Here is a 20,508-nt window from a genome sequence, read left to right as displayed (position 1 = left end):
CGGAACGCGGCGCGCGAGGCGGGGTCAGCGCATCCGCTCGCGGTTGCGCTGGCGCCGCTTGGCCGAGGCGATGGCCCGGTCCGAATCGCGCCGGTCCTGCTTCTCGCGCAGCGTCTGCCGCTTGTCGTACTCCTTCTTGCCCTTGGCGAGCGCGATCTCCGCCTTGGCCCGGCCGTCCCTGAAGTACAGGGCGAGCGGGACGATGGTGTGCCCGGTCTCCTGCGACTTCGACTCCAGCTTGTCGATCTCCTCGCGGTGCAGGAGCAGCTTGCGCTTGCGGCGCACGGAGTGGTTGGTCCAGGTGCCCTGGCTGTACTCCGGGATGTGCGCGTTGTGCAGCCACGCCTCGTTGCCGTCGATCTGGACGAAGCCGTCCACCAGGGACGCGCGGCCCTGGCGCAGCGACTTGACCTCGGTGCCGGTCAGCACGATGCCGGCCTCGTAGGTGTCCATGATCAGGTAGTCGTGCCGCGCCTTCTTGTTCTGCGCGACGATCTTGCGCTTGCCGTCCTTCTTGTCGGACGCCGCCCCCTTGCCCTGCTTGGGCTGGGACTCCTTCGGTACGTACATTCCCTTGGCCATAGTGCTGGCCATTTTCGCACTACGAGGGGTCCCCGAGGCCAGTCAATACTGTCTCCGCCCGCCGCAGGGCGCCCTCGTCGGCCTCCAGGTCGGGCATGATGCCCCGCCCGTCGACGGCGCGGCCCGAGGGCGTGCGGTAGTGGCCGACGGTCAGCTCGGCGACCGACCCGTCCGGCAGCCGGCTCGGCATCTGCACGGAACCCTTGCCGAAGGTGCGGCTGCCGACGACGACCGCGCGGCCCCGGTCCTGGAGCGCGCCGGTGACCAGCTCCGCCGCGCTCATCGTCCCGCTGTCGACGAGCACGACCAGCGGGCGCGAGGTGTCGCCCCGGCCTGCGGCGTGCAGGGCGCGCTGCGCCCCGCGTACGTCGTAGGTGGCGACGAGCCCGCCGTCGAGGAAGGCGGACGCGGCCGTGACCGCCTCGGTGACCAGGCCGCCGGAGTTGCCCCGCAGATCGAGCACCACACCCGCGCGCGCGGGCGCGGACCGCACCGCAGCGCGCACCTGCGCGCCGACGCCCTTGGTGAACGCGCCGACCTTGACGAGCACGGCGCCGTCCGCGAGCCGGGTGACGCCCACCGAGTTCGTCGACAGGTTCGCGCGGCGCAGCGTCTCGCTCCACGCGCGCGTGCCGCGCCGCAGCCCCACCCGTACCGGGGTGCCCGCGTGCTCGCCGCGCAACAGGGCGAGGACCTCGGTCACGGGCCGCCCGGCGACCCGCCGGCCGTCGACGGCGGTGATCTCGTCGCCCTCGCGGATACCGGCCCGGCCGGCGGGCGAGCCCCGGCGCACCCGGCTGACCTGCACCGCGCCGTCTGCGGTGCGCCGCGCCCACAGGCCGACGCCGGTGTATTCGCCGTCGAGGGCCTGCTCGAACTCCTCGTACTCGCCCTGCGAGTAGACGCCGCCCCAGCGGTCGCCGCTGCGGCTGACGGCCTCCTCGGCGGCCTGCGTGGCCTCCTCGGGCGTCTTGCCGTCCGCCATCGCGGCGGCGGCCGCGGCGCTCGGGTCGGCGGCGGGGCGGCGCGCGGGGGCCGGGCCCCGGTCGGCGGCGGCGAGCCGCGCGTCGGAGGCGTCGCCGTGTCCGGCGGACGCGGCCGGCGGCCACGTACCGCTCGCGGCACCGGCGGCGACCACGCTCATGAGGAGCAACGTCAGGGCCGCCCCGCGGCCGGTACGGCGGGGCCGGGGCGTCCGCAACAGGGGATCCGGACCTGACATGCCGGTGAGTCTAGGACAACGCGAAGCGCCCCACGGCCCGTTGAACCGTGGGGCGCCCCGCGTCGCGCGGGACTCTCGTCACACCTTCAGGTACTTGCGCAGCGCCACGAAAGCGGCCAGCGCGGGCATCAGGACGCTGACGGCGAGGATCAGCGGCAGCTTCGTCAACACGGCGTCCCAGCCGATGAAGTTGATGAGCTGGAGCTTGTCGGACAGGGCCACGCCGTTGTCGATGACGAAGTACTGGCCGGCGGCGAGGAAGACACAGGCGATGCCGCCGCCGATGAGCCCGGCGACCGCCGCCTCCATGATGAACGGCGCCTGGATGTAGAACCCGGACGCGCCGACCAGCCGCATGATGCCGGTCTCGCGGCGGCGGCTGAACGCGGACACGCGCACGGTGTTGACGATGAGCAGCAGCGCCACGACGAGCATCACCGCCATCACACCGCCGGCCGCGTAGTTGAGGTAGCCGAGCAGCCGGAAGAGGTTGTCGAGGACGCCCTTCTGGTCCTGCACGGACTGCACGCCGGGCCGCCCGTTGAACGCGGTGGCGATGACGTCGTACTTCTCCGGGTTCTTCAGCTTGATCCGGTACGACTCCTGCAACTGGTCCGGCGTCAGGGAGCTGGCCAGCGGCGAGTCGCCGAACTGCTCCTTGTAGTGCTTGTACGCCTGGTCCTGGGACTCGTAGGCGACCTTCTCGACGACGCTCATCTTGGCGAGGTCGGCGCGGATCTGCTTCTTCTGCTCCGCGGTGACCGGGCCCTTGGCGCAGTTCGGGTCGGAGTCGGCGTCGCCCTTGTTGCACAGGAAGATGGAGACGTTGACCTTGTCGTACCAGTAGCCCTTCATCTGGTTGACCTGGTCGCGCATGAGCAGCGAGCCGCCGAACAGGGCGAGCGAGAGCGCCACCGAGATGATGACGGCGAAGGTCATCGTGAGATTGCGGCGGAGACCGACACCGATCTCCGACAGGATGAATTGGGCACGCATAGCGACTGCTGGGCCTTTCCCGGCCTTGACGGCCTTCGACTTCGCTCGGTGTTTCTCAGTGCTGGTAGCCGTAGACGCCGCGCGCCTGGTCGCGGACGAGGCGGCCCTTCTCCAGCTCGATGACGCGCTTGCGCATCTGGTCCACGATGTTCTGGTCGTGGGTGGCCATCACCACGGTGGTGCCGGTGCGGTTGATGCGGTCCAGCAGCTTCATGATGCCGACCGAGGTCTGCGGGTCGAGGTTGCCGGTGGGCTCGTCGGCGATGAGGAGCTTGGGGCGGTTGACGAAGGCGCGGGCGATGGCGACGCGCTGCTGCTCACCGCCGGACAGCTCGCCGGGCATCCGGTCGTCCTTGCCGCCGAGGCCGACGAGGTCGAGCACCTGCGGCACCGACTTGCGGATCTCGCCGCGGGACTTGCCGATGACCTCCTGCGCGAACGCGACGTTCTCGCCGACCGTCTTGTTCGGCAGCAGCCGGAAGTCCTGGAAGACCGTGCCGAGCTGGCGGCGGATCTGCGGGACCTTCCAGTTGGAGACGCGGCCGAGGTCCTTGCCGAGCACGTGCACCTGCCCGTGGCTCGCGCGCTCCTCGCGCAGGATGAGCCGCAGGAAGGTCGACTTTCCCGAGCCGGACGAGCCGACCAGGAAGACGAACTCGCCGCGCTCGACCTCCAGGGAGACATCCCTGAGTGCGGGCCGGGTCTGCTTCGGGTAGACCTTGGAGACGTTGTCGAATCGGATCACGGGTGCGCCTCGTGGCTGGGGGGCCGTCGGGAGTGGGGATGGCCTCGGAAGGCTCGTACGGGCCGCTCTGAGCGGGCATCGTACGGGCCTTTCGGGGCACCCCCTCGGTGTGCGTGACCATACGCGAAGGGGGAGGCGGCGTGCAGGCGCCGATCCCGGTTGAGCGTTTTGTCCCGTTGCGGGGCCCGGCGGGCGCCGGTTTTGTCCGCCCCGTGCCTGGTCAGTGACGGTACGGGGAGCGGGGCGAGCCGAAAATGCGCGAAGCTGGCACAGTGGTAGGGGGAACGGTCGCGTTTCCCTGAGCGTTGTACGGAGAGAACCAGTGGGTGTCCGCTGGCCGGATCCGTCGCGCGGGAGGAGGAGAAGCACATGACCTACGACAGGTTGGTGTGCGCGAACTGCGCGGCGCCGGTGAGCGAGGGCCGTTGCGCGGTGTGCCGGGCGAACCGCGAGCGGATGCAGCAGGAGAGCCCGCTGTCCGGGCTGACGCCGATGGCGCTCGTCGCCCTCGTGGCGGTGCTGGTGGCGGCCGTGGCCCTGCTGGCGCACCAGACGGTCTGACGCGGGCCCGGCGCGCGAGCCGGCCCGCCGCGCCCGAGCGGCGCGGCACCCGAGACGCCCGAGACACGACAAGGCCCGGAGCCGAGCGGCTCCGGGCCTTGTCGTGCGCGCTGGGTCAGCGTCCGCTCACGCGGCGGCGCCGCGGTTGCCCGCGAGGCGCGGCAGCAGGCGGAAGCCCACACCGCCCGCGATCATCGTCGCGGCGCCGATGAGCAGGAAGGTCGTACCGGACGCACCGGTCTCGGCCAGCTCACCGCCCTTCTTGCCGGACGCCTGGGCGCCGCTGCCGGTGCCCGTGCCGGTCTGGGCGGCCGGCACGGAGCCGGTGTCGGTCAGGCTGTCCTTGCCCTGACCCTGCTCGACGGGGTTGTTGTTGCCGTCGGGGTTGGTGTTGCCGTTGCCGCCGCCCTGGTGGCCGCCGTTGCCGCCACCCTGGTGGTTGCCGCCGCCGTGGTTGCCGCCGCCCCCGTGGTTGCCGCCGCCGTGGCTGCCACCGCCGTGGCCGTTGCCCGGGGAGGTGGGCTGCGCGGTGGGCTCCTCGGTGGGCTCGGTGGGCTCCTCCGTCGGGTCCGTCGGCTCCGGGTCCGTGGTCGGGTCCGTCGGCTCGGGCTCGGTCGTCGGGTCCTGCGTCGGAGGAGTGGGGTCCTCGTCTCCGACGGACACGCCCGCGTCCACGCCGTCCTTGCCCGCGTGGACGTTCGCCCCGATACCGAGGAGGTCGATGTTCACGTCGGCGGCCGAGGCGGCACCCGCGGCGGTCAGCGAGGCACCGGCGGCGATCACCGCACCTGCCGCTATCCGCGCCACACGGATACGCGTCTTCTTCGTCATCTGTCTGCTACCCCCAGTAGCCAATCGTCAGTGGAGCAGCGCGCGGGACCGCGGCGGACCAGGGGCAGGAAAGGTCATGTTCGACGAACCCCCGTTCACACGCGTCCCATTGATACGCATGCCGCCGCAACCCTTCCCCGTCTTCAGAGCAGCGTCAAGGTCGTTGCGTACGCAATGCCGGTAATCAGGGGAATTGACCGGCCTACGGACATGTGACTGTGACGTAAAAGCCGTAAACGCCTTCACACTTCCCGCACACCGCCCCGTACAACCCCATGGAACAGTCTTCAACGACAAAGGCAACTGCCGCCTCTCGGGCGGCAGTTGCCTTGTCGATAAAGCGTCGGTTACTTCTCCTGCTGCTTGCGCCAGCGAATTCCGGCCTCCAGGAAGCCGTCGATCTCGCCGTCGAGCACGGCCTGCGGATTGCCGACCTCGAACTCCGTCCGCAGGTCCTTGACCATCTGGTACGGGTGCAGCACGTAGGAACGCATCTGGTTGCCCCAGGAGCTGCCGCCGTCGCCCTTGAGGGCGTCCATCTTGGCCCGCTCCTCCTGGCGCTGACGCTCAAGGAGCTTGGCCTGGAGCACGTTCATCGCGGTGGCGCGGTTCTGGATCTGGGAGCGCTCGTTCTGGCAGGAGACCACGATGCCGGTGGGCAGGTGGGTGATGCGCACCGCCGAGTCCGTCGTGTTGACGCCCTGGCCGCCGGGGCCGGAGGAGCGGTACACGTCCACGCGCAGCTCCGACTCGTCGATGTCGACGTGGTCGGACTGCTCGACGACCGGCAGCACCTCGACGCCCGCGAAGGACGTCTGGCGGCGGCCCTGGTTGTCGAACGGCGAGATGCGCACCAGGCGGTGCGTGCCCTGCTCCACGGAGAGCGTGCCGTACGCGTACGGCACCTGCACGGCGAAGGTCGTCGACTTGATGCCGGCCTCTTCCGCGTACGAGGTCTCGTAGATCTCCGTCTTGTAGCCATGGCGCTCGGCCCAGCGCAGGTACATGCGCTGCAACTGCTCGGCGAAGTCCGCGGCGTCGACGCCGCCGGCCTCCGCGCGGATGTTGACCAGAGCCTCGCGGGAGTCGTACTCGCCGGACAGGAGGGTACGGACCTCCATCTCGTCCAGCGCCTTCTTGACGGACGTCAGCTCGGACTCCGCCTCGGCGCGGGTGTCCGGGTCGTCCTCCTCCTCGGCCATCTCGAAGAGGACGGAGAGGTCGTCGATGCGGCCCCGCAGTGCCTCGGCCTTGCGGACCTCCGCCTGGAGGTGGCTCAGCTTGCTGGTGATCTTCTGCGCCTTCTCCGGGTCGTCCCACAGGGACGGCGCGGCCGCCTGCTCCTCGAGCACGGCGATATCTGCCCTCAGCTTGTCGAGGTCCAGGACGGCCTCGATCGACTCCATGGTCGAGGAGAGGGACTTCAGCTCTTCGGAAACATCGACGACTGCCACGACACCAGCGTAACGGCTACCGCCGCCTTGCCGACTCCAGGTTCCCAGCGCCCTTCTGTGGCCGATGCCGGGTGGGTGGGCCAGCCCGCGGTTCTTCGTCCTCGACTCTCGTCGTGGTTGCTCGCGCAGTTCCCCGCGCCCCTAGGTGAGTGGGCCTGCCCGTGGTCTAGATCCTCGACTCTCGTCGTGGCTGATCGCGCAGTTCCCCGCGCCCCTGGAGGGGCGACTGCGTCGCACCCTCCCCCGGAGGGAGCGGGAGGGGCGACTCCGTCGCCACCTCCTCCCCTGGGGAGCCGGGGCGAAGCCCCGCTCCCTCAGGGGCGCGGGGAACTGCGCAACGTTCAGGTCAGCGGGCCTTGACCGGAGAACTCCCCAGGGGCGCGGGGAACTGCGCGGGCAGCCACCCACCGGGCCGCAGGTGACCCGCTACCCGGGGTCAGGGCGTGGACGGGGCCGAGTCTGTTGTGGACGGAGTCGACGGCTCCGGGGAGTGGGACGTGGCGGTCCAGACGCCGAAGGCTACGGCGCCGGCCAGCACAACCCCGCCCACCCCGAAGACAACCCTCCGACGCCGAGCCGCATGGCGATTCCGCGCGGACCCCGGCCGAGGCGCCCCCGCCGCCCGAGGCGCCCGCGCCGTCCCCCGCGCCCCACCGGCCAGCTCGTCCGGCGCCGGCACCCTCATCGACGTATGCGTGTCACGGTTGGAGTCCGCGGAAGCGGCCCCCGGCACGAGGGAGACGGCCCCCCGGCGCGGCGCGGCCGGCGCCTCGGGCTCGGCGGCGACGGGCTCGGCGCCCTCCTCCCCCGCGTCGGAGTCCGGCTCGTCCACGTCCAGCGGCCCCATCCCGGCGAGCCCCGGCAGGATCTCCCGCAGCCGCGCGGCCATCTCGGAGGCCCGCAGCCGCGACGCCGGCGCTTTGGCGAGGCACTGGACGAGGAGCTGCCAGAGTTCGTCGGGGATGCCGGGCAGCGGCACCACCGTCTCCGTGACGTGCCGCCGCAGGATCGCCCCCGGGTGCCCGCCCCCGAACGGCGTGAACCCGGCGAGCAGCTCGTACAGGACCGTCGCCAGGGCGTAGATGTCGACGGCGGCGCGCGGCGGGAGCCCCTCGATGATCTCGGGGGCGAGGTAGTCGGGCGTGCCGATGATCTTCGTGGCGCGGGTTCTGCGCGGGGTGTCGATGAGCTTGGCGACGCCGAAGTCGGTGAGGAGCGCGGGGTGCGAGCCGCCGGGGCCGAGGGGGCCCTGCATGTCGAGCAGGATGTTCTCGGGTTTGACGTCGCGGTGCACGATGCCGGCGGCGTGCGCGGCGGCCAGCCCCTCGGCGACGTCCGCGACGACGGCGACGGCGGCCTCCGGGGCGAGGCGGCGCTCGCGCTCCAGGCGGGTGCGCAGGTCGGTGCCGCGGACGAGGTCCATGACGAGGGCGAGGTCGTTGCCGTCGACGACGAGGTCGTGGACGCCGACCACGCGCGCGTGGTCGAGGCTGAGCAGGGCGGTGCGCTCTTGCACGAAGCGGCCCACCAGCTCCTGGTCGGAGGCGAGGTCCTCGCGCAGCAGTTTGATGGCGACGGGTCCGTCGGGTCCCTCGCCGAGCCACACCGTGCCCGCACTGCCGCGGCCCAGGATCTGGTGGGCGGTGTACCGGCTGCCGATCTTCCGTGCCAAGACTGCTCCTACAGACGCGTGTTGGCGCCCAAGCTACGCGGCCCGGACGCCAACCAACGCATCAGAGGGGGAAATCACCCGCCGGATGTCGACAAATCTCCAACCTGACCGCTCTGTAGCGGTCGGAGGCCCTAGTTGCCGGTCTTGCTGCCGATGTCCCCGATCCAGTTCTTCGCCTGGGTGAACCAGTCCGACAACTGCGCCCAGTACCCCTTGCCGGTACCGATCCAGTCCTGGAGCGGGGTGAACTCCCACACCAGCCAGCTCACCACGAAGAGGATCACGATCATGAACAGGCAGCCCTTGAGGCAGCCCAGACCGGGGATCTTCATCGGGTTGGCACCGCGCCGGCGCGGCTCACGCGGCTCGCGCGGTTCCCGGGCGGGCGGCGCGGGCCGGGGCGTCGGCTGCGGCGGCGCGTACTGCTGCGGCTGGGGCGCGTACTGCGGCTCCTGGCGGCGCGGCGCGTACTGCTGCGGCTGCTGCTGGGGCCGGGGCGGCTGCTGCGGGCGCTGCTCGGGCCGGGCGACCTGGCGCTGCGGGCGGCGGCGCAGGGGGTCCTCGTCGGGGCCGAGGTACTGCACCTGCGTCTGCTCGTTGCGGTCGCGGGCGGCGCGCAGCTGGTTCTGCCAGGGGTGCGGGTCGTCGGGGCCCGCGCCCGGCGGGTTCGACGGCACCGGCGGCAGCACGGCCGTCGGGTCGGCGGCACCCTGACCACCGGGTCCGCCCGCGTCGCCGGGCTGCTGCCGCATGACGCTGGTCGCCGCGTTCGGGTCGTACGCGGCGGGGGCGGCGCCCGTGTTCGGCAGCACCTGCGTCGGGTCGGCGGCGCCGAGCACACTCTGGTCGGCGCCGGGCACCCGCGCGGGGTCGGGGTCGGGCATGAGCAGGGCGCCCACGCCGTCGGCTGCGGCGATCTGCGCGCTGCTCGCGTGCACGCCGACGCCCTCGGCGACGGTCCGCAGGCCGCGCGCGAGGTTCTCGGCGCTGGGCCGCTCGTCGGGGTTCTTGCGCAGGCAGCGCTCGATGACGGTCCACAGCGGCTCGGGGACCGTGGAGGGGCGGCGCGGCTCGGCGCTCAGATGCTGGTGCAGCACTTCGAGGGCGCTGCCCCCGGAGAACGGCGGCCGGCCGGTGACCAGCTCGTACAGCAGGATGCCCGCGCCGTAGACGTCGACGGCGGAGGTCTGCGGGCGGCCCTCGGCGGACTCGGGCGCGACGTACGCGGGCGTGCCGACGAACTCGTGCGTACGGGTGAGGCCCGGGGAGTCAGCGAGGCGGGCGATGCCGAAGTCGGTGAGCATCGGGTGCATGCCCTGGTCGTCCTGCTTGAGCAGCACGTTCGCCGGTTTCAGGTCGCGGTGCACGACGCCGTCGGCGTGGCTCGCGGCGAGCGCGTCGGCGATCTGCGCGGTCAGCAGGGCGGCGGCGACCGGCGAGAACGGCCCGTTCTCCCGCAGGTAGCGGTGCAGGTCGGGGCCGTCGATCAGGTCCATGACGAGGGCGAGCAGCTCCCCCTCGACGACGAGGTCGCGGGTGCGCACGATGTTGGGGTGCGTCAGGCGCAGCAGCACGGAACGCTCGCGCAGGAAGCGCATCACCACGTCCGCGTCGTTGGCCAGCTCCTCCTTGAGGACCTTGATGGCGACGGTCTCGCCGGGCTGGCCGGCGACGGCCGCCTCGGCGCCCGCCGTCTCGCGCTGGCGGGCCCGCCAGACGGTGCCCGTGGCGCCGCGTCCGAGCGGCTCCTCGAGCAGGTACTTGCTGCCTACCGGCCGCACGTCATGCGCTCCCTGCATCGGTACTCACCTTGGCCATGCCCGGTCCCGGACACGACACCCCACTCTAGTGGCGCCCCACCCCAAGCGGACTGTCGATCTTGCCGCCCGGGCGCCACCGCCGACGCCATCGCCGGCGGGTCTACGGGAAGACGCCCGGCCCGAACAGTTGGTTGCCCGGCGCGCGTGTGAGCGATCCCCGGCGCGGGCGGCGCGGGGCGCCGAGCGTCGCTTTGTGGCCAGATTTGTGGGGTGGGGTGGCTGATCAAGATCACTTGGGGGTGGGTGGCGGGCGGGTTGTCGGTGGTAGGTGGGAGGATGCCTCCCAGCACTGGCTGACGTGCCCGTAGCGGTGGGGGGATCTGCGGTGGGGGACCGCGGGCGGCCCCGTCCCGGGCGCCCGCGCAGAAGGGACCGCAGACGGCGATGCAGATCCGCCTTACCGTCGTAGACCCCCTGGGCACGCGCCCTGACGCGGCAGCGCGCGACGTTCTGGTCACCGCCCCGGGCGGCACCGCGCTCGCCGCCGTCGCCTCGGGCCTCGCCGCGGCCGTCGCGGGCTCCGACGCGCCCTCGTCGGTGCTGTACGCGGGCGCCGAGCGGCTCGACGCGCAGCGCTGCCTGCTGGGCGAGCCGCCGCTGACCGACGGGGCCGTGCTCTCCCTCGGCGCGCCCATGGCCCCCGGCCCCGACCCGGAGTCCGCCGCCGCGCAGTTGCACGTGGTGGCCGGTCCCGACGCGGGCGGTGTCCATCTGCTGCACGGCGGCCAGATCCGCGTCGGCCGCTCCGCCGACGCCGACGTCCCCCTCGACGACCCCGACGTGTCGCGGCTGCACTGCGCGGTGACGCTCACGGCGGACGGCCGGATCACGGTCGCCGACCTGGGTTCGACGAACGGCACGCGCCTCGACGACCGTCCGCTCGGTGAGCGCCCGGTGCCGCTGGAGCCCGGCGCGCTGCTGCGGCTCGGCGAGTCCGCGCTGCGGGTGGCGCTCGCCGGTGACGTCACGCGCGCGGCGCCGGTCGTCACCGCGCCGGACGGCGAAGGGCACGTACGGGTGACCCTCGGGGACGCCCGCGCCACCCCCGCGACCGCCACCGCCCCGGCGCCCCTGCCCGCGCCGGACGAGACACGGCACGCGTACGGCGACGCCTCCTGGGGCGCCGCGGGGAGCACGCCCGCGCGCGGATCCGAGCCGGTCGTGCCCGAGCACGCGCGCGGGGGCCCGTGGCCCGCCCCGGCGGGCGAGGGCCCGTACGGGACGGCCGAGCCCGCGTACGGCGACAGCGGGGACGGTGGTGACGGCTTCGGGACCGTGCCCGAGCAGGGCGGCGCGCCCGGCATCGAGCGCACCCGGATGGGGACGCCACCGCGCGGCACGACCGTACCGAGGCCCGCGAAGCGGCGCGGCGGCCTCGGCCGGCTGCTGCGGCGCGGGCGCGAGGAGCAGGACCAGCACCACGAGATCCACGAGCCGTACGCGCTGCGCACCCCGCACGCGCCGGGCACCGGGCCCGAGGCCGGGACCGGGACCGGGGCTGAGGCCGAGAAGCCCGTCGTGGCGCCCGTGCCCGCGCCGCGCGCGGTGAGCCCGGTCGCCGAGACCTGGCCGGACCCCGCCGCGCTGCTCCTGACCGCGCTCGGCCCCGGCCCCCGGCTGTGGGAGCGCGGGCCCGGGCATCCGGAGGCGCTGGCGGTACGGCTCGGCACGGTGGAGCGGGCGGGCCTGCCCGCGGTGCCGGTGACGGTGAGCCTCGCGGAAGCGGGCGCCCTCGGCCTCGCGGGGCCCCCGGCGCGGCTCGCCGGGCTCGCGCGGGGCGTCCTCGCGCAGCTCGCGGCGCTGCACGCGCCGGACCGGCTGGAGATCGTGCTGATCTCGACGGACCGGACCCGCCCCCTCGACCAGCGGATCGCCGAGTGGTCCTGGCTGGGCTGGCTGCCGCACGTCCGCCCCGCGCACGGGCAGGACTGCCGGCTGCTCCTCGCGTACGACCGGGAGCAGGCCGCGGCCCGCACCGGTGAACTGCTGCGCCGCCTGGACGACCACGCGGCGGGGCTGCGGCCGGGCCGCGCGGTCCCGGTGCCGGGCCTGGCGCCCGGGGAGCCCGCCCCTGACCCGGAGCCGGACGACGTCGCCGCCACCGTGGTCGTCGTCGACGGCGACCCGGGCTCGGCGGCGCTGCGGGAGGCGACGGTGCGGCTCGCGGCGGAGGGCGGCGCGGCGGGCGTGCACGTGGTGTGCCTGGCGCAGACCCCGGCGACGACGCCCGCGTCCCCGGTCGCGGACACCTACGAGGCGGCGTGCGCGCAGTCCCCGGCGTTCCGGGCGTGCGGCGCGGTGGCGTTCCTCAGCGGTGACGTGGCGACGGCGCTGCGGCTGCACCGGGCGGCGCGCGGCCGGATCGCGGGGCACGGCACGGTCGCCGCGCTGGACGCGGTGTCGCTGCCGTGGGCGCAGCGGTTCGCGCGGGCGCTGGCCCCGCTGCGCACGGACGCGGCGCCCGGCACGGGCGAGGCGCACGCGCGCGTGTCGGCGCCGCTGCCCCAAGCCGCGCGCCTGCTGGACGAGTTGGGGCTCGCGCGGGCCACGCCCGCGTCGCTGCTGGCCCGTTGGGCGGCGGCGGCCGACGATCCGGCGGCGCTCGGCGGGCGGGTGTGGGCGGTGCTCGGCGCGGGACCGCGCGGCCCGGTCGGCATCGACCTGGCCGCCGAGGGCCCGCATCTGATGGTCGAGGGCCCGGCGGGCAGCGGGCGTACGGAGCTGCTGCGCGCGGTGACCGCGTCGCTGGCCGCCGCCGAGCGCCCCGACCGGCTCGGCATCGTCCTGATCGACGGCAAGGGCGGTGCGGGCGGCGGCGCGGAGCGCGCGGAAGGGCTGCGGGTCTGCACGGACCTGCCGCATGTGACGACGCACCTCGCGGTCAACGACCCGGTGCGGATGCGGGAGTTCGCGCAGTCCCTGACGACGGAGCTGAAGCGCCGCGCCGAGCTGACCGGGCGGACGCACTTCGCGGAGTGGCACACCCAGCGGGCGGTGTCGGGGCGCCTGGTGGCACAGCGGTCGGCGCCCGCGCAGGGTGCGGCGGCCCTGGGCGCGGCGGGCGGCGCGGGAGGCGCCGGTGACATAGAGGCGCCGCCGAGTTCGACGATGCGGCTGCGGCCGGGCGCCGCGCGGGAGAAGGCGGACCCGGCGCCTCCGCTGCCGCGGCTTGTGGTCGTGGTCGACGATCTGGACGCGCTGCTCGCTCCCCCGCTGGGCTCGCCGGGCCGGCCCTCCGCCGGTTCCGTGGTGCGGGCGCTCGAAGCGGTCGCGCGGGACGGGGAGCGGCTCGGGGTGCATCTCGTGGCGGCGTTCGGCACGGGCGCGGGCCCGTCCTGGGCGGGGCGTCCGCTGGTGGCGCTGGACGCGCCCGGTTCGGGGTCGGAGGACCCGGCGCCGGGGCGGGGCGTGGTGCATGGCGCGGACGGCCGGGACACGGGGCTCCAGGCGGGCCGGGTGACGGGCCGCATCCCCCGTACGGCGACGCAGCGGCCGACGGTCGTCGCGCTGGACTGGGCCCGCATGGGCGACCCGCCGGACCGCCGCCCCGTGCGGGAACTGGGCAACGGGCCGACCGACCTCGCCCTCCTCGCCAGCGCCCTTGAGCGGGCCGCCCGCTCGGTCTCGGCCCAGGAGGTCCCGTCCCTGCTGTGAGGACGGGCGGGGCCGGGGCGGACTGCTGCGGTACGGGCAGTCCTCGTACCGGAGCCTTGGGTCCCGTACCGGAGTTGGAAGCGCGAGCACGCCGACACCCGCTCCCCGTAACCCAGTTGGAGCCGTGAACGCGCCGACGCGCGCCTCCCGTACCGGAGTTGGACGTACCCCCGGACCGAAGCCCGCCGCACGGCGCGGAGTTGACGGGCCGCCTCCCCGTGACGCGTGGGAGGGGCCGGGGATCACGACCCCGTCACGATCACCGTCCTGACAAGGGGGGCACCCTTGCCGGTTCTGTCCGGCCGGGCGTACACCAGAGCGCACGGCACAGCGCTCAGTACGTACGTTCAGCGTTCAGGACGAGAACGGGGCAGTGATGCGCAGCACTCTTCGTACCACCAGCACACCGATGTACCGCCGCGCCGCGGTCGGCGTCGCCGTAGGCTCACTGGCCCTCGCGCTCGCCGCCTGCGGAGGCGGTGGCGACGGCGGCAAGGACAAGCCGGCCGGCGGCGGGGGCAAGGGGTCCGCCTCCGCCCTGAAACTGCCCAAGCTCGACGGGCAGAAGCTGGAGATCGCCGCGGTGTGGACCGGCGACGAGCAGAAGAACTTCAAGCAGGTCCTCGCCGAGTTCGAGAAGCGCACGGGCGCGCAGGTGACGTTCGTGCCGGCGCAGGACCCGATCATCAACTTCCTCGGGTCGAAGGTCGCGGGCGGCGCCCCGCCGGACGTGGCGATGCTGCCGCAGCCCGGCGCGATCAAGCAGGCCGTGGCGAAGAAGTGGGCCAAGCCGCTCGGCAAGGACGCGCAGGCGCAGGTCGAGAAGAACTACGCCAAGGGCTGGCAGGACCTCGGCAAGGTCGACGGCACGCAGTACGCGGCGTACTACAAGGCGGCCAACAAGTCGCTGGTCTGGTACAACGCGAAGGTCTTCGAGAACGCGGCGGCGAAGGAACCGAAGACGTGGAAGGAGTTCCTGGCGACCGCCCAGTCGATCTACGACTCCGGGGTGACGCCCGTGTCGGTGGGCGGCGCGGACGGCTGGCCGCTGACGGACTGGTTCGAGAACGTCTATCTGTCGCAGGCGGGCCCCGACAAGTACGACCAGCTCGCCCAGCACAAGATCAAGTGGACGGATCCCTCGGTCAAGGACGCGCTGACGACGCTGGCGCAGCTCTGGGGCAAGAAGGAGCTGCTGGCCGGCGGCAACAAGGGCGCGGTGCAGACCGAGTTCACGAAGTCGGTGGAGCAGACGTTCACGGGCGGCGAGCAGCCCAAGGGCGCGATGGTCTACGAGGGTGACTTCGCGCAGGTCAACATCCAGCAGACGAAGGCGAAGATCGGCACGGACGCGAAGGTGTTCCCGTTCCCGGCGGTCGGTTCGGGGCAGCCGCCGGTGGTCAGCGGCGGTGACGCGGCGGTCATCCTGAAGGACTCCAAGGCCGCGCAGGCGCTGGTGACCTGGCTGGCCTCGCCGGACGCGGCGACGATCCAGGCGAAGCTCGGCGGCTACCTCTCGCCGAACAAGAGCGTGGACCTCGCCTCGTACCCGAACGAGGTGCAGCGCACGATCGCCAAGGCGCTGATCGGGGCCGGCGACGACTTCCGCTTCGACATGTCGGACCAGACGCCGCAGGCGTTCGGCGGCACGCCCGGCAAGGGCGAGTGGAAGGCGCTCCAGGACTTCCTGATGAACCCCAAGGACGTGGCGGGCACCCAGCGGACGCTGGAGGCCGAAGCGGCCAAGGCGTACAAGGACTGACGCGGGATGGCCTCCGCAGACGCGACCGCCCCGGCACCGGGGCGGCCCCGGAGCGTGACCCGTACGCGCCGCACGGTCGCGGTGCTGTTCCTGCTGCCCGCGCTCGTGCTGCTGGGGGCGCTGGTCGTGTACCCGATCGGGTACTCGGTGGTGCGCAGCTTCTTCGACAAGGCGGGCAGTTCGTTCATCGGGTTCGACAACTACGCGACGCTGTTCACGCGCGCCGACACCAAGGCCGCGATCAACAACAACGTCTGGTGGGTGGTGCTGGCCCCGACGGTGGCGACGGCGCTCGGCCTGATCTTCGCCGTGCTGACCGAACGCATCCGCTGGGGCACCGCGTTCAAGCTGGTCGTCTTCATGCCGATGGCGATCTCGATGCTGGCCGCGGGCATCATCTTCCGCCTGGTGTACGACCAGGACCCGCAGAAGGGCGCGGTGAACGCGGTCGTCACCTCGGTGCACGACACGTTCGCGTCGTCGTCGGCGTTCCCCGGGGCGCACCCGCGCGCGGGGGACGCGCTGGCCGGGCTGGCGGGCGGCCCGTTCCTGACGACACGTCCGGTACGGGCCGGAACTCCGGTGCTGCTGCCGCTGGTCGGGGTCGCCGCCGACCGGATGCCGAAGGGCGCCGAGCCCGCGAAGCCCGCCCGGGCCCGCCCGGGGCAGGTCACCGGCACGGTCTGGCAGGACTTCACGCTCGGCAAGGGCGCGGGGAAGCGCGGCGCCGTGGACGCCTCCGAGGTCGGCTATCCGGGGATGCGGATCGAGGCGGTCAAGGAGGGCAAGGTCGTCGCGTCGGCGACGGCGGCGGCGGACGGCACGTTCACCCTGCCCGCCGCCGCCGACGGGGCGAGGCTGCGGCTGCCCCCGGCCAACTTCAAGGAGGCGTACAACGGCGTCGACTGGCTCGGCGACAAGAAGTACTTCACCGTCCACCTGGGCGGCTTCGACCTGTATCTGAACATCGTGACGACGTCGGTCATGGTGGCGTACGTGTGGATGTGGGCCGGGTTCGCCATGGTCCTGATCGGCGCGGGGCTCGCCGGCATCCCGCGTGAGCTGCTGGAGGCGGCGCGGGTGGACGGGGCGTCGGAGTGGCAGGTGTTCCGGCGGGTGACGGTGCCGCTGCTCGCGCCGGTCCTCGCGGTCGTCCTGGTCACCCTGATGATCAACGTGCTGAAGATCTTCGACCTGATCTTCATCATCGCGCCGGGCTCCTCGCAGGACGACGCGAACGTGCTGGCGCTCCAGCTCTACCGGTCGGCGTTCGGCGAGGACAACGAGGGACTGGCCAGCGCCATCGCGGTGCTGTTGCTGCTGCTGGTGATCCCGGTCATGTGGTTCAACATGCGCAGACTGCGGCGGGAGGTACGGCGATGACGGCGCTGGACCAGGGGGCGCGGCCCCGGCGCTCGCTCGCGGCCCGGATCGGCGAGAAGGCCGGCGGCGGCGTGGTGCGGTTCGTGCTGCTCGTGGTCGCGGCGCTGTGGCTGGTGCCGACCGTCGGGCTGTTGTTCTCGTCGCTGCGCTCGCCGCAGGACATGGCGGGCAGCGGCTGGTGGAAGGTGTTCGGCAAGCCCTCGCAGCTCACGTTCGAGAGCTACCGCTCGCTGCTGGAGAACTCCGACATCACGTCCTCGCTCCTGAACACGGCGCTGATCACGATCCCGGCGACGCTGCTGGTCATCGTCATCGGGTCGCTGGCCGGGTACGCGTTCGCGTGGATGGAGTTCCCGGGCCGCGACTGGTGGTTCCTGCTCGTGGTGGGGCTGCTCGTGGTGCCGGTGCAGGTGGCGCTCGTGCCCATCGCGCGTCTCTTCGGCGACATCGGCATCTTCGGCTCGCTGATCGGCGTGATCCTCTTCCACGTCGGGTTCGGGCTGCCGTTCGCGGTGTTCCTGCTGCGGAACTTCTTCGCGGAGATCCCCCGCGAACTCCTGGAGGCGGCCCGCCTCGACGGCGCAGGTGAACTGCGGCTCTTCTCGCGGGTGGTGATGCCGCTGGGGGCGCCCGCCATCGCCTCGCTCGGCATCTTCCAGTTCCTGTGGGTGTGGAACGACATGCTGGTCGCGCTGATCTTCACCGACACCGGCAACCAGCCGATCACGGTCGCGCTCCAGACGCAGGTACGGCAGTTCGGCAACAACGTGGACGTGCTCGGTCCCGGTGCGTTCATCTCGATGGTGGTGCCGCTGGCCGTATTCTTCGCGTTCCAGAGGCAGTTCGTGTCCGGGGTCATGGCGGGCGCGGTCAAGTAGCGGAGAGGCCGGGGGCGCCGGGCGCGGGCCGGGGAGGGCGGGGGCAGGATCACCGGCCCCCGCCTCCCGCCTGCGCCCCCGTCCCCCGGATGCCGCATCCGGCGTAACCGGCCCGCCCGGCGCCCCGTTCCCGGGCAGAGCCCCACGCCGACCTCTGGATGTGCCACTTTGCCCCGGTTCAGCGTCATCGTCCCCGTGTACAAGGTGCGGGCGTACAAGGTGCGGGCGTACCTGCACGCGTGCCTCGCCTCGGTCCTCGGCCAGTCGTTCACCGACCTGGAGGTGATCGCGGTGGACGACGGATCGGCGGACGGCTGCGGGGAGATCATCGACGAGTTCGCGGCCCGCGACGCCCGGCTGCGCGCTGTCCGCCTCGACGCGCACGGCTACCCGGGACCCGCCCGCGCCGCCGGACTGCGGCTCGCGCGCGGCGACTACGTCGTCTTCCTCGACGGCGGCGACGCCCTCACCCCGGGCGCGCTCGCGGCCCTCGCGCGGCGCGTCGAGGAGACCCGCCGCCCGGACGTCCTGGTCTACGGCCACGCCCGGACGCTCCGGGACGGCCGCGTCGTCCCCGACCCGCACGCGGGCCTGCTCGCACGGCAGGGCCCCGGCGCCTTCGCCCCCGCCGGCCGGCCCGATCTGCTGCGGCTGCCGCAGATGGCCTGGAACAAGGCGTACCACCGGGACTTCATCGAGCGGGAGGGCTTCTCCTTCCCGCCGGGCGCGTACGCGGACACGGCCTGGACGTACCCGGTCCTGATGGCCGCCTCGACCGTCGCGGCGCTCCCCCGGGTCTGCGTCCACCACCGCGTCCACCACCCCGCCCGCACGCCCGGCGCCCCGGCCGCCCCCGGCGCGGGCAGGGAACGGCCCGCCGTCCTCGGCCTGCTCGACCAGTACGACCGGGTCTTCGAGTTCCTCGACCAGCATCCCGACCTCGACACCGAGTGGCGTCCGGCGCTGGTGCGGCACCTGGCCGGTCACGCCCTCGCCGTGCACCGCGACGCGGGTCCGCTGCCCCGAGCCGCCCGCGCCGCGTTCCTGCGCGAGGCCCGCGCCCGCTGCCTGCGCCACCGCGCGCCCGGCGACCGGCTGCCGCGCGGCCTCCGGCGCCGTCTGCCCGGCACCCGGCGCGCCACGGCGGCGGCCCTGCGCGGCCGGCTCCGCCTCACCGGGTACGCGACCGGAGCGCGCCGCGCGCTCGGCGCCGCCGCCCTGCGCCTCCACCACCGCCTCCAACTGCGGCTGCCCGTACGGCAGAACGAGGCCGTGTTCCGCTCGTACGAGGGCCGGGGCGGTGACCCGGGCGCGCTGGAGGAGGCGTTCCGCGCGCTCGCCCCGCACGTGCGCACGTCGTGGATCGCCGCCCCCGGGCGCTGGGCGCCGGACGGTGCCCGCCGGCTGACCCCGGGCAGCGCCGCGTACTGGACGGCGCTCGCCCGCAGCGCGTACCTGGTCACGGACGGCGGCTTCGGCGCGCCCCTGGTCAAGCGGCCGGGGCAGACCGTCGTCCACACCGGGCGCGGCACCCCGCTCAAGAAGACCGGGCTCGACCTGCGGGAGCACCCGGCGGCGGCGCGCGGCACGGACCTCGCCGCGCTGCTGCGCGCCGCCGACACCTGGGACTACGTCCTGTCCGCCAACCGGCACTCCACCCTCGTCCGCGAGCGCGCCCTGCCCGCCGCGTACACCACGCTGGAGTACGGCCGCCCGCGCAACGACCGGCTGCTGCGGGCCGACCCCGCCGAGGTGACCCGGCAGCGGCGGGCGCTCGGCGTCCCCGAGGGCGCGGTCGCCGTCCTGTACGCGCCGACGTACCGCGACTACCGCACGACCCAGCGCCGCCCGCTGGACGTGACGCGGGTGGCCCGCGCGCTCGGCCCGCGCTTCGTGCTCCTCGTCCGCGACCACCCCTCGGCCGCCGGTACGCGGATGCCCGCAGTACACGGCCGGATCATCGACGCCGGCGCGCACCCGGCCCCCGAGGCGCTCTGCCTCGCCGCCGACGCGCTGGTCACCGACTACTCGTCCCTGATGTTCGACTACGCGTGCCTGGACCGGCCGATCGTCGTCCACACCGAGGACTGGGAGGCGTACGAGGCGGCCCGCGGCACCTACTTCGACCTGCGCGCCTTCCCGCCGGGCGCGGTGGCCCGCTCCGAGGACGAGCTGATCGACATCTTCGCCACCGGGCACTGGCGCGGCTCGCGCTCGGCACAGTTGCGGGCCGCGTTCCGCGAGCGGTTCTGCCGCCTGGACGACGGCCGCGCCGCCGAACGCGTCGTACGGCACCTCGTGTACGGGGAGCGGGCGCCGCTGCCCGGTCCGCGCCCGGCGCCCGGCCGCCCCGCGACTCGCGCCGGGACGCCCATCGGCCCGCTCCCGTACGGGAGTTGACGCCCGCCGCGCGTCTCAGGCCGGTCCCGCTCCCGAGTGGTCCGCCTCCGCGTGGACCGTGACGACCGGGGCGTGGCGGATCGGCGCGAGCGGGATGGGCCGCGCGGAGCCGCCGTCCCCGGCGCCGGGGGCGTGACGCGGGTACGTCCGGGCGGGTGCGGGGTGTACGGGGACGGGGGCGGCTTCGGGCGCGGGGCACGGGAGTTGGGCCACGGCAGCCGGAGTTTCAGCCCCAGAGGCCAGGGCTTCCTTCGCGGCGGCCGGGGCTTCAACCGCCGAAGCCGGAGCCCCCTTCGCGGCGCCCGGGGCTTCAACCGCCGGGGCCGCGCACAAGGTCGGGGCCGGATCGCCCGGCGGCGCCGCCAGTTGCTCCCAGGCCCCGGCGGCGGTGAGGGCCAGCGCCCCGGCGAGGGCGGCGCGGACGAGCGCGGCACGCGTCCGGCCGGCGGCGCCCGGCGGGGACCCGGGGCGGCGGCGGGCGCCGGGCACGGCGGCGGGCGGGGGCGGCGGGGAGCACGGCAGGATGTTCATCACGTGACCAACACCCG

The 20,508-nt window shown here is 73.8% G+C and carries 15 protein-coding genes; 6 read left to right on the top strand and 9 right to left on the bottom strand.

What is annotated here, in order from left to right; all coding sequences use genetic code 11:
• Positions 1-24: 24 nt before the first annotated feature.
• The 4 genes from smpB to ftsE form a co-directional block, all read right to left on the bottom strand.
• Positions 25-570, bottom strand: coding sequence for an SsrA-binding protein SmpB (gene smpB, locus ACZ7LY_RS12415; protein WP_471624708.1), 546 nt, complete (start codon positions 568-570; stop codon positions 25-27).
• Positions 571-601: 31 nt separating this feature from the next.
• Positions 602-1,804, bottom strand: coding sequence for a S41 family peptidase (locus ACZ7LY_RS12410; protein ID WP_471624504.1), 1,203 nt, complete (start codon positions 1,802-1,804; stop codon positions 602-604).
• Positions 1,805-1,882: 78 nt separating this feature from the next.
• Entirely contained in the window at positions 1,883-2,800 is a 918-nt protein-coding gene (gene ftsX / locus ACZ7LY_RS12405; RefSeq protein ID WP_471624503.1) for a permease-like cell division protein FtsX, read from the bottom strand.
• A gap of 55 nt (positions 2,801-2,855) precedes the next feature.
• A complete protein-coding gene (ftsE, locus tag ACZ7LY_RS12400) occupies positions 2,856-3,545 on the bottom strand; it encodes a cell division ATP-binding protein FtsE (RefSeq protein ID WP_471624502.1) in 690 nt (229 codons plus the stop codon).
• A 369-nt stretch (positions 3,546-3,914) separates the two neighbouring features.
• Between ftsE and ACZ7LY_RS12395 the strand changes: the two genes are divergently transcribed.
• The gene (locus tag ACZ7LY_RS12395; protein WP_471624501.1) at positions 3,915-4,106 is read left to right on the top strand and encodes a hypothetical protein; all 192 of its coding nucleotides are present in this window, start codon (positions 3,915-3,917) and stop codon (positions 4,104-4,106) included.
• Between the two features lie 126 nt (positions 4,107-4,232).
• On the opposite strand, the gene ACZ7LY_RS12390 is transcribed toward ACZ7LY_RS12395, so the two are convergent.
• The 4 genes from ACZ7LY_RS12390 to ACZ7LY_RS12375 form a co-directional block, all read right to left on the bottom strand.
• Positions 4,233-4,937, bottom strand: coding sequence for a hypothetical protein (locus tag ACZ7LY_RS12390; RefSeq protein WP_471624500.1), 705 nt, complete (start codon positions 4,935-4,937; stop codon positions 4,233-4,235).
• Positions 4,938-5,284: 347 nt separating this feature from the next.
• Positions 5,285-6,391: a peptide chain release factor 2 gene (gene prfB / locus ACZ7LY_RS12385; RefSeq protein ID WP_471624499.1), complete on the bottom strand. Its 1,107-nt coding sequence runs from the start codon at positions 6,389-6,391 to the stop codon at positions 5,285-5,287.
• A 436-nt stretch (positions 6,392-6,827) separates the two neighbouring features.
• The gene (locus ACZ7LY_RS12380) at positions 6,828-8,063 is read right to left on the bottom strand and encodes a serine/threonine-protein kinase (RefSeq protein WP_471624498.1); all 1,236 of its coding nucleotides are present in this window, start codon (positions 8,061-8,063) and stop codon (positions 6,828-6,830) included.
• A 131-nt stretch (positions 8,064-8,194) separates the two neighbouring features.
• On the bottom strand, positions 8,195-9,844 hold the full coding sequence (locus tag ACZ7LY_RS12375) for a serine/threonine-protein kinase (protein WP_471624707.1): 1,650 nt from the start codon (positions 9,842-9,844) through the stop codon (positions 8,195-8,197).
• A gap of 423 nt (positions 9,845-10,267) precedes the next feature.
• Here ACZ7LY_RS12375 and ACZ7LY_RS12370 point away from each other — a divergent pair, with 423 nt between their 5' ends.
• From ACZ7LY_RS12370 to ACZ7LY_RS12350, 5 genes are all read left to right on the top strand, one after another.
• Positions 10,268-13,537: an FHA domain-containing protein gene (locus tag ACZ7LY_RS12370; protein ID WP_471624497.1), complete on the top strand. Its 3,270-nt coding sequence runs from the start codon at positions 10,268-10,270 to the stop codon at positions 13,535-13,537.
• A 376-nt stretch (positions 13,538-13,913) separates the two neighbouring features.
• Positions 13,914-15,299 (top strand): ABC transporter substrate-binding protein, encoded by a 1,386-nt coding sequence (locus ACZ7LY_RS12365; protein ID WP_471624496.1) that lies wholly within the window; start codon positions 13,914-13,916, stop codon positions 15,297-15,299.
• Positions 15,300-15,353: 54 nt separating this feature from the next.
• Entirely contained in the window at positions 15,354-16,682 is a 1,329-nt protein-coding gene (locus ACZ7LY_RS12360) for a carbohydrate ABC transporter permease (RefSeq protein WP_471624706.1), read from the top strand.
• Positions 16,679-17,560 (top strand): carbohydrate ABC transporter permease, encoded by an 882-nt coding sequence (locus ACZ7LY_RS12355; protein ID WP_471624495.1) that lies wholly within the window; start codon positions 16,679-16,681, stop codon positions 17,558-17,560. Before ACZ7LY_RS12360 ends, ACZ7LY_RS12355 begins: the two co-directional genes overlap by 4 nt.
• Before the next feature lie 168 nt (positions 17,561-17,728).
• Positions 17,729-19,960, top strand: a complete 2,232-nt coding sequence (locus ACZ7LY_RS12350) for a bifunctional glycosyltransferase/CDP-glycerol:glycerophosphate glycerophosphotransferase (RefSeq protein WP_471624494.1) — start codon at positions 17,729-17,731, stop codon at positions 19,958-19,960.
• A 15-nt stretch (positions 19,961-19,975) separates the two neighbouring features.
• Here ACZ7LY_RS12350 and ACZ7LY_RS12345 read toward each other — a convergent pair whose 3' ends face one another.
• The gene (locus ACZ7LY_RS12345) at positions 19,976-20,491 is read right to left on the bottom strand and encodes a hypothetical protein (RefSeq protein WP_471624493.1); all 516 of its coding nucleotides are present in this window, start codon (positions 20,489-20,491) and stop codon (positions 19,976-19,978) included.
• Positions 20,492-20,508: the final 17 nt, after the last annotated feature.

It is taken from the genome of Streptomyces sp. NPDC107550, assembly GCF_055639095.1.
The sequence above is the reverse complement of the archived record's forward strand: the minus strand, read 5'-3'. Positions and strand labels throughout refer to the sequence as shown.

Coding starts and splice junctions, on each gene's coding strand:
- smpB (WP_471624708.1), bottom strand. CDS start 570: ATGTACGTACCGAAGGAGTCCCAGCCCAAGCAGGGCAAGGGGGCGGCG.
- ACZ7LY_RS12410 (WP_471624504.1), bottom strand. CDS start 1,804: ATGTCAGGTCCGGATCCCCTGTTGCGGACGCCCCGGCCCCGCCGTACC.
- ftsX (WP_471624503.1), bottom strand. CDS start 2,800: ATGCGTGCCCAATTCATCCTGTCGGAGATCGGTGTCGGTCTCCGCCGC.
- ACZ7LY_RS12395 (WP_471624501.1), top strand. CDS start 3,915: ATGACCTACGACAGGTTGGTGTGCGCGAACTGCGCGGCGCCGGTGAGC.
- ACZ7LY_RS12390 (WP_471624500.1), bottom strand. CDS start 4,937: ATGACGAAGAAGACGCGTATCCGTGTGGCGCGGATAGCGGCAGGTGCG.
- ACZ7LY_RS12370 (WP_471624497.1), top strand. CDS start 10,268: ATGCAGATCCGCCTTACCGTCGTAGACCCCCTGGGCACGCGCCCTGAC.
- ACZ7LY_RS12365 (WP_471624496.1), top strand. CDS start 13,914: ATGCGCAGCACTCTTCGTACCACCAGCACACCGATGTACCGCCGCGCC.
- ACZ7LY_RS12355 (WP_471624495.1), top strand. CDS start 16,679: ATGACGGCGCTGGACCAGGGGGCGCGGCCCCGGCGCTCGCTCGCGGCC.
- ACZ7LY_RS12345 (WP_471624493.1), bottom strand. CDS start 20,491: ATGAACATCCTGCCGTGCTCCCCGCCGCCCCCGCCCGCCGCCGTGCCC.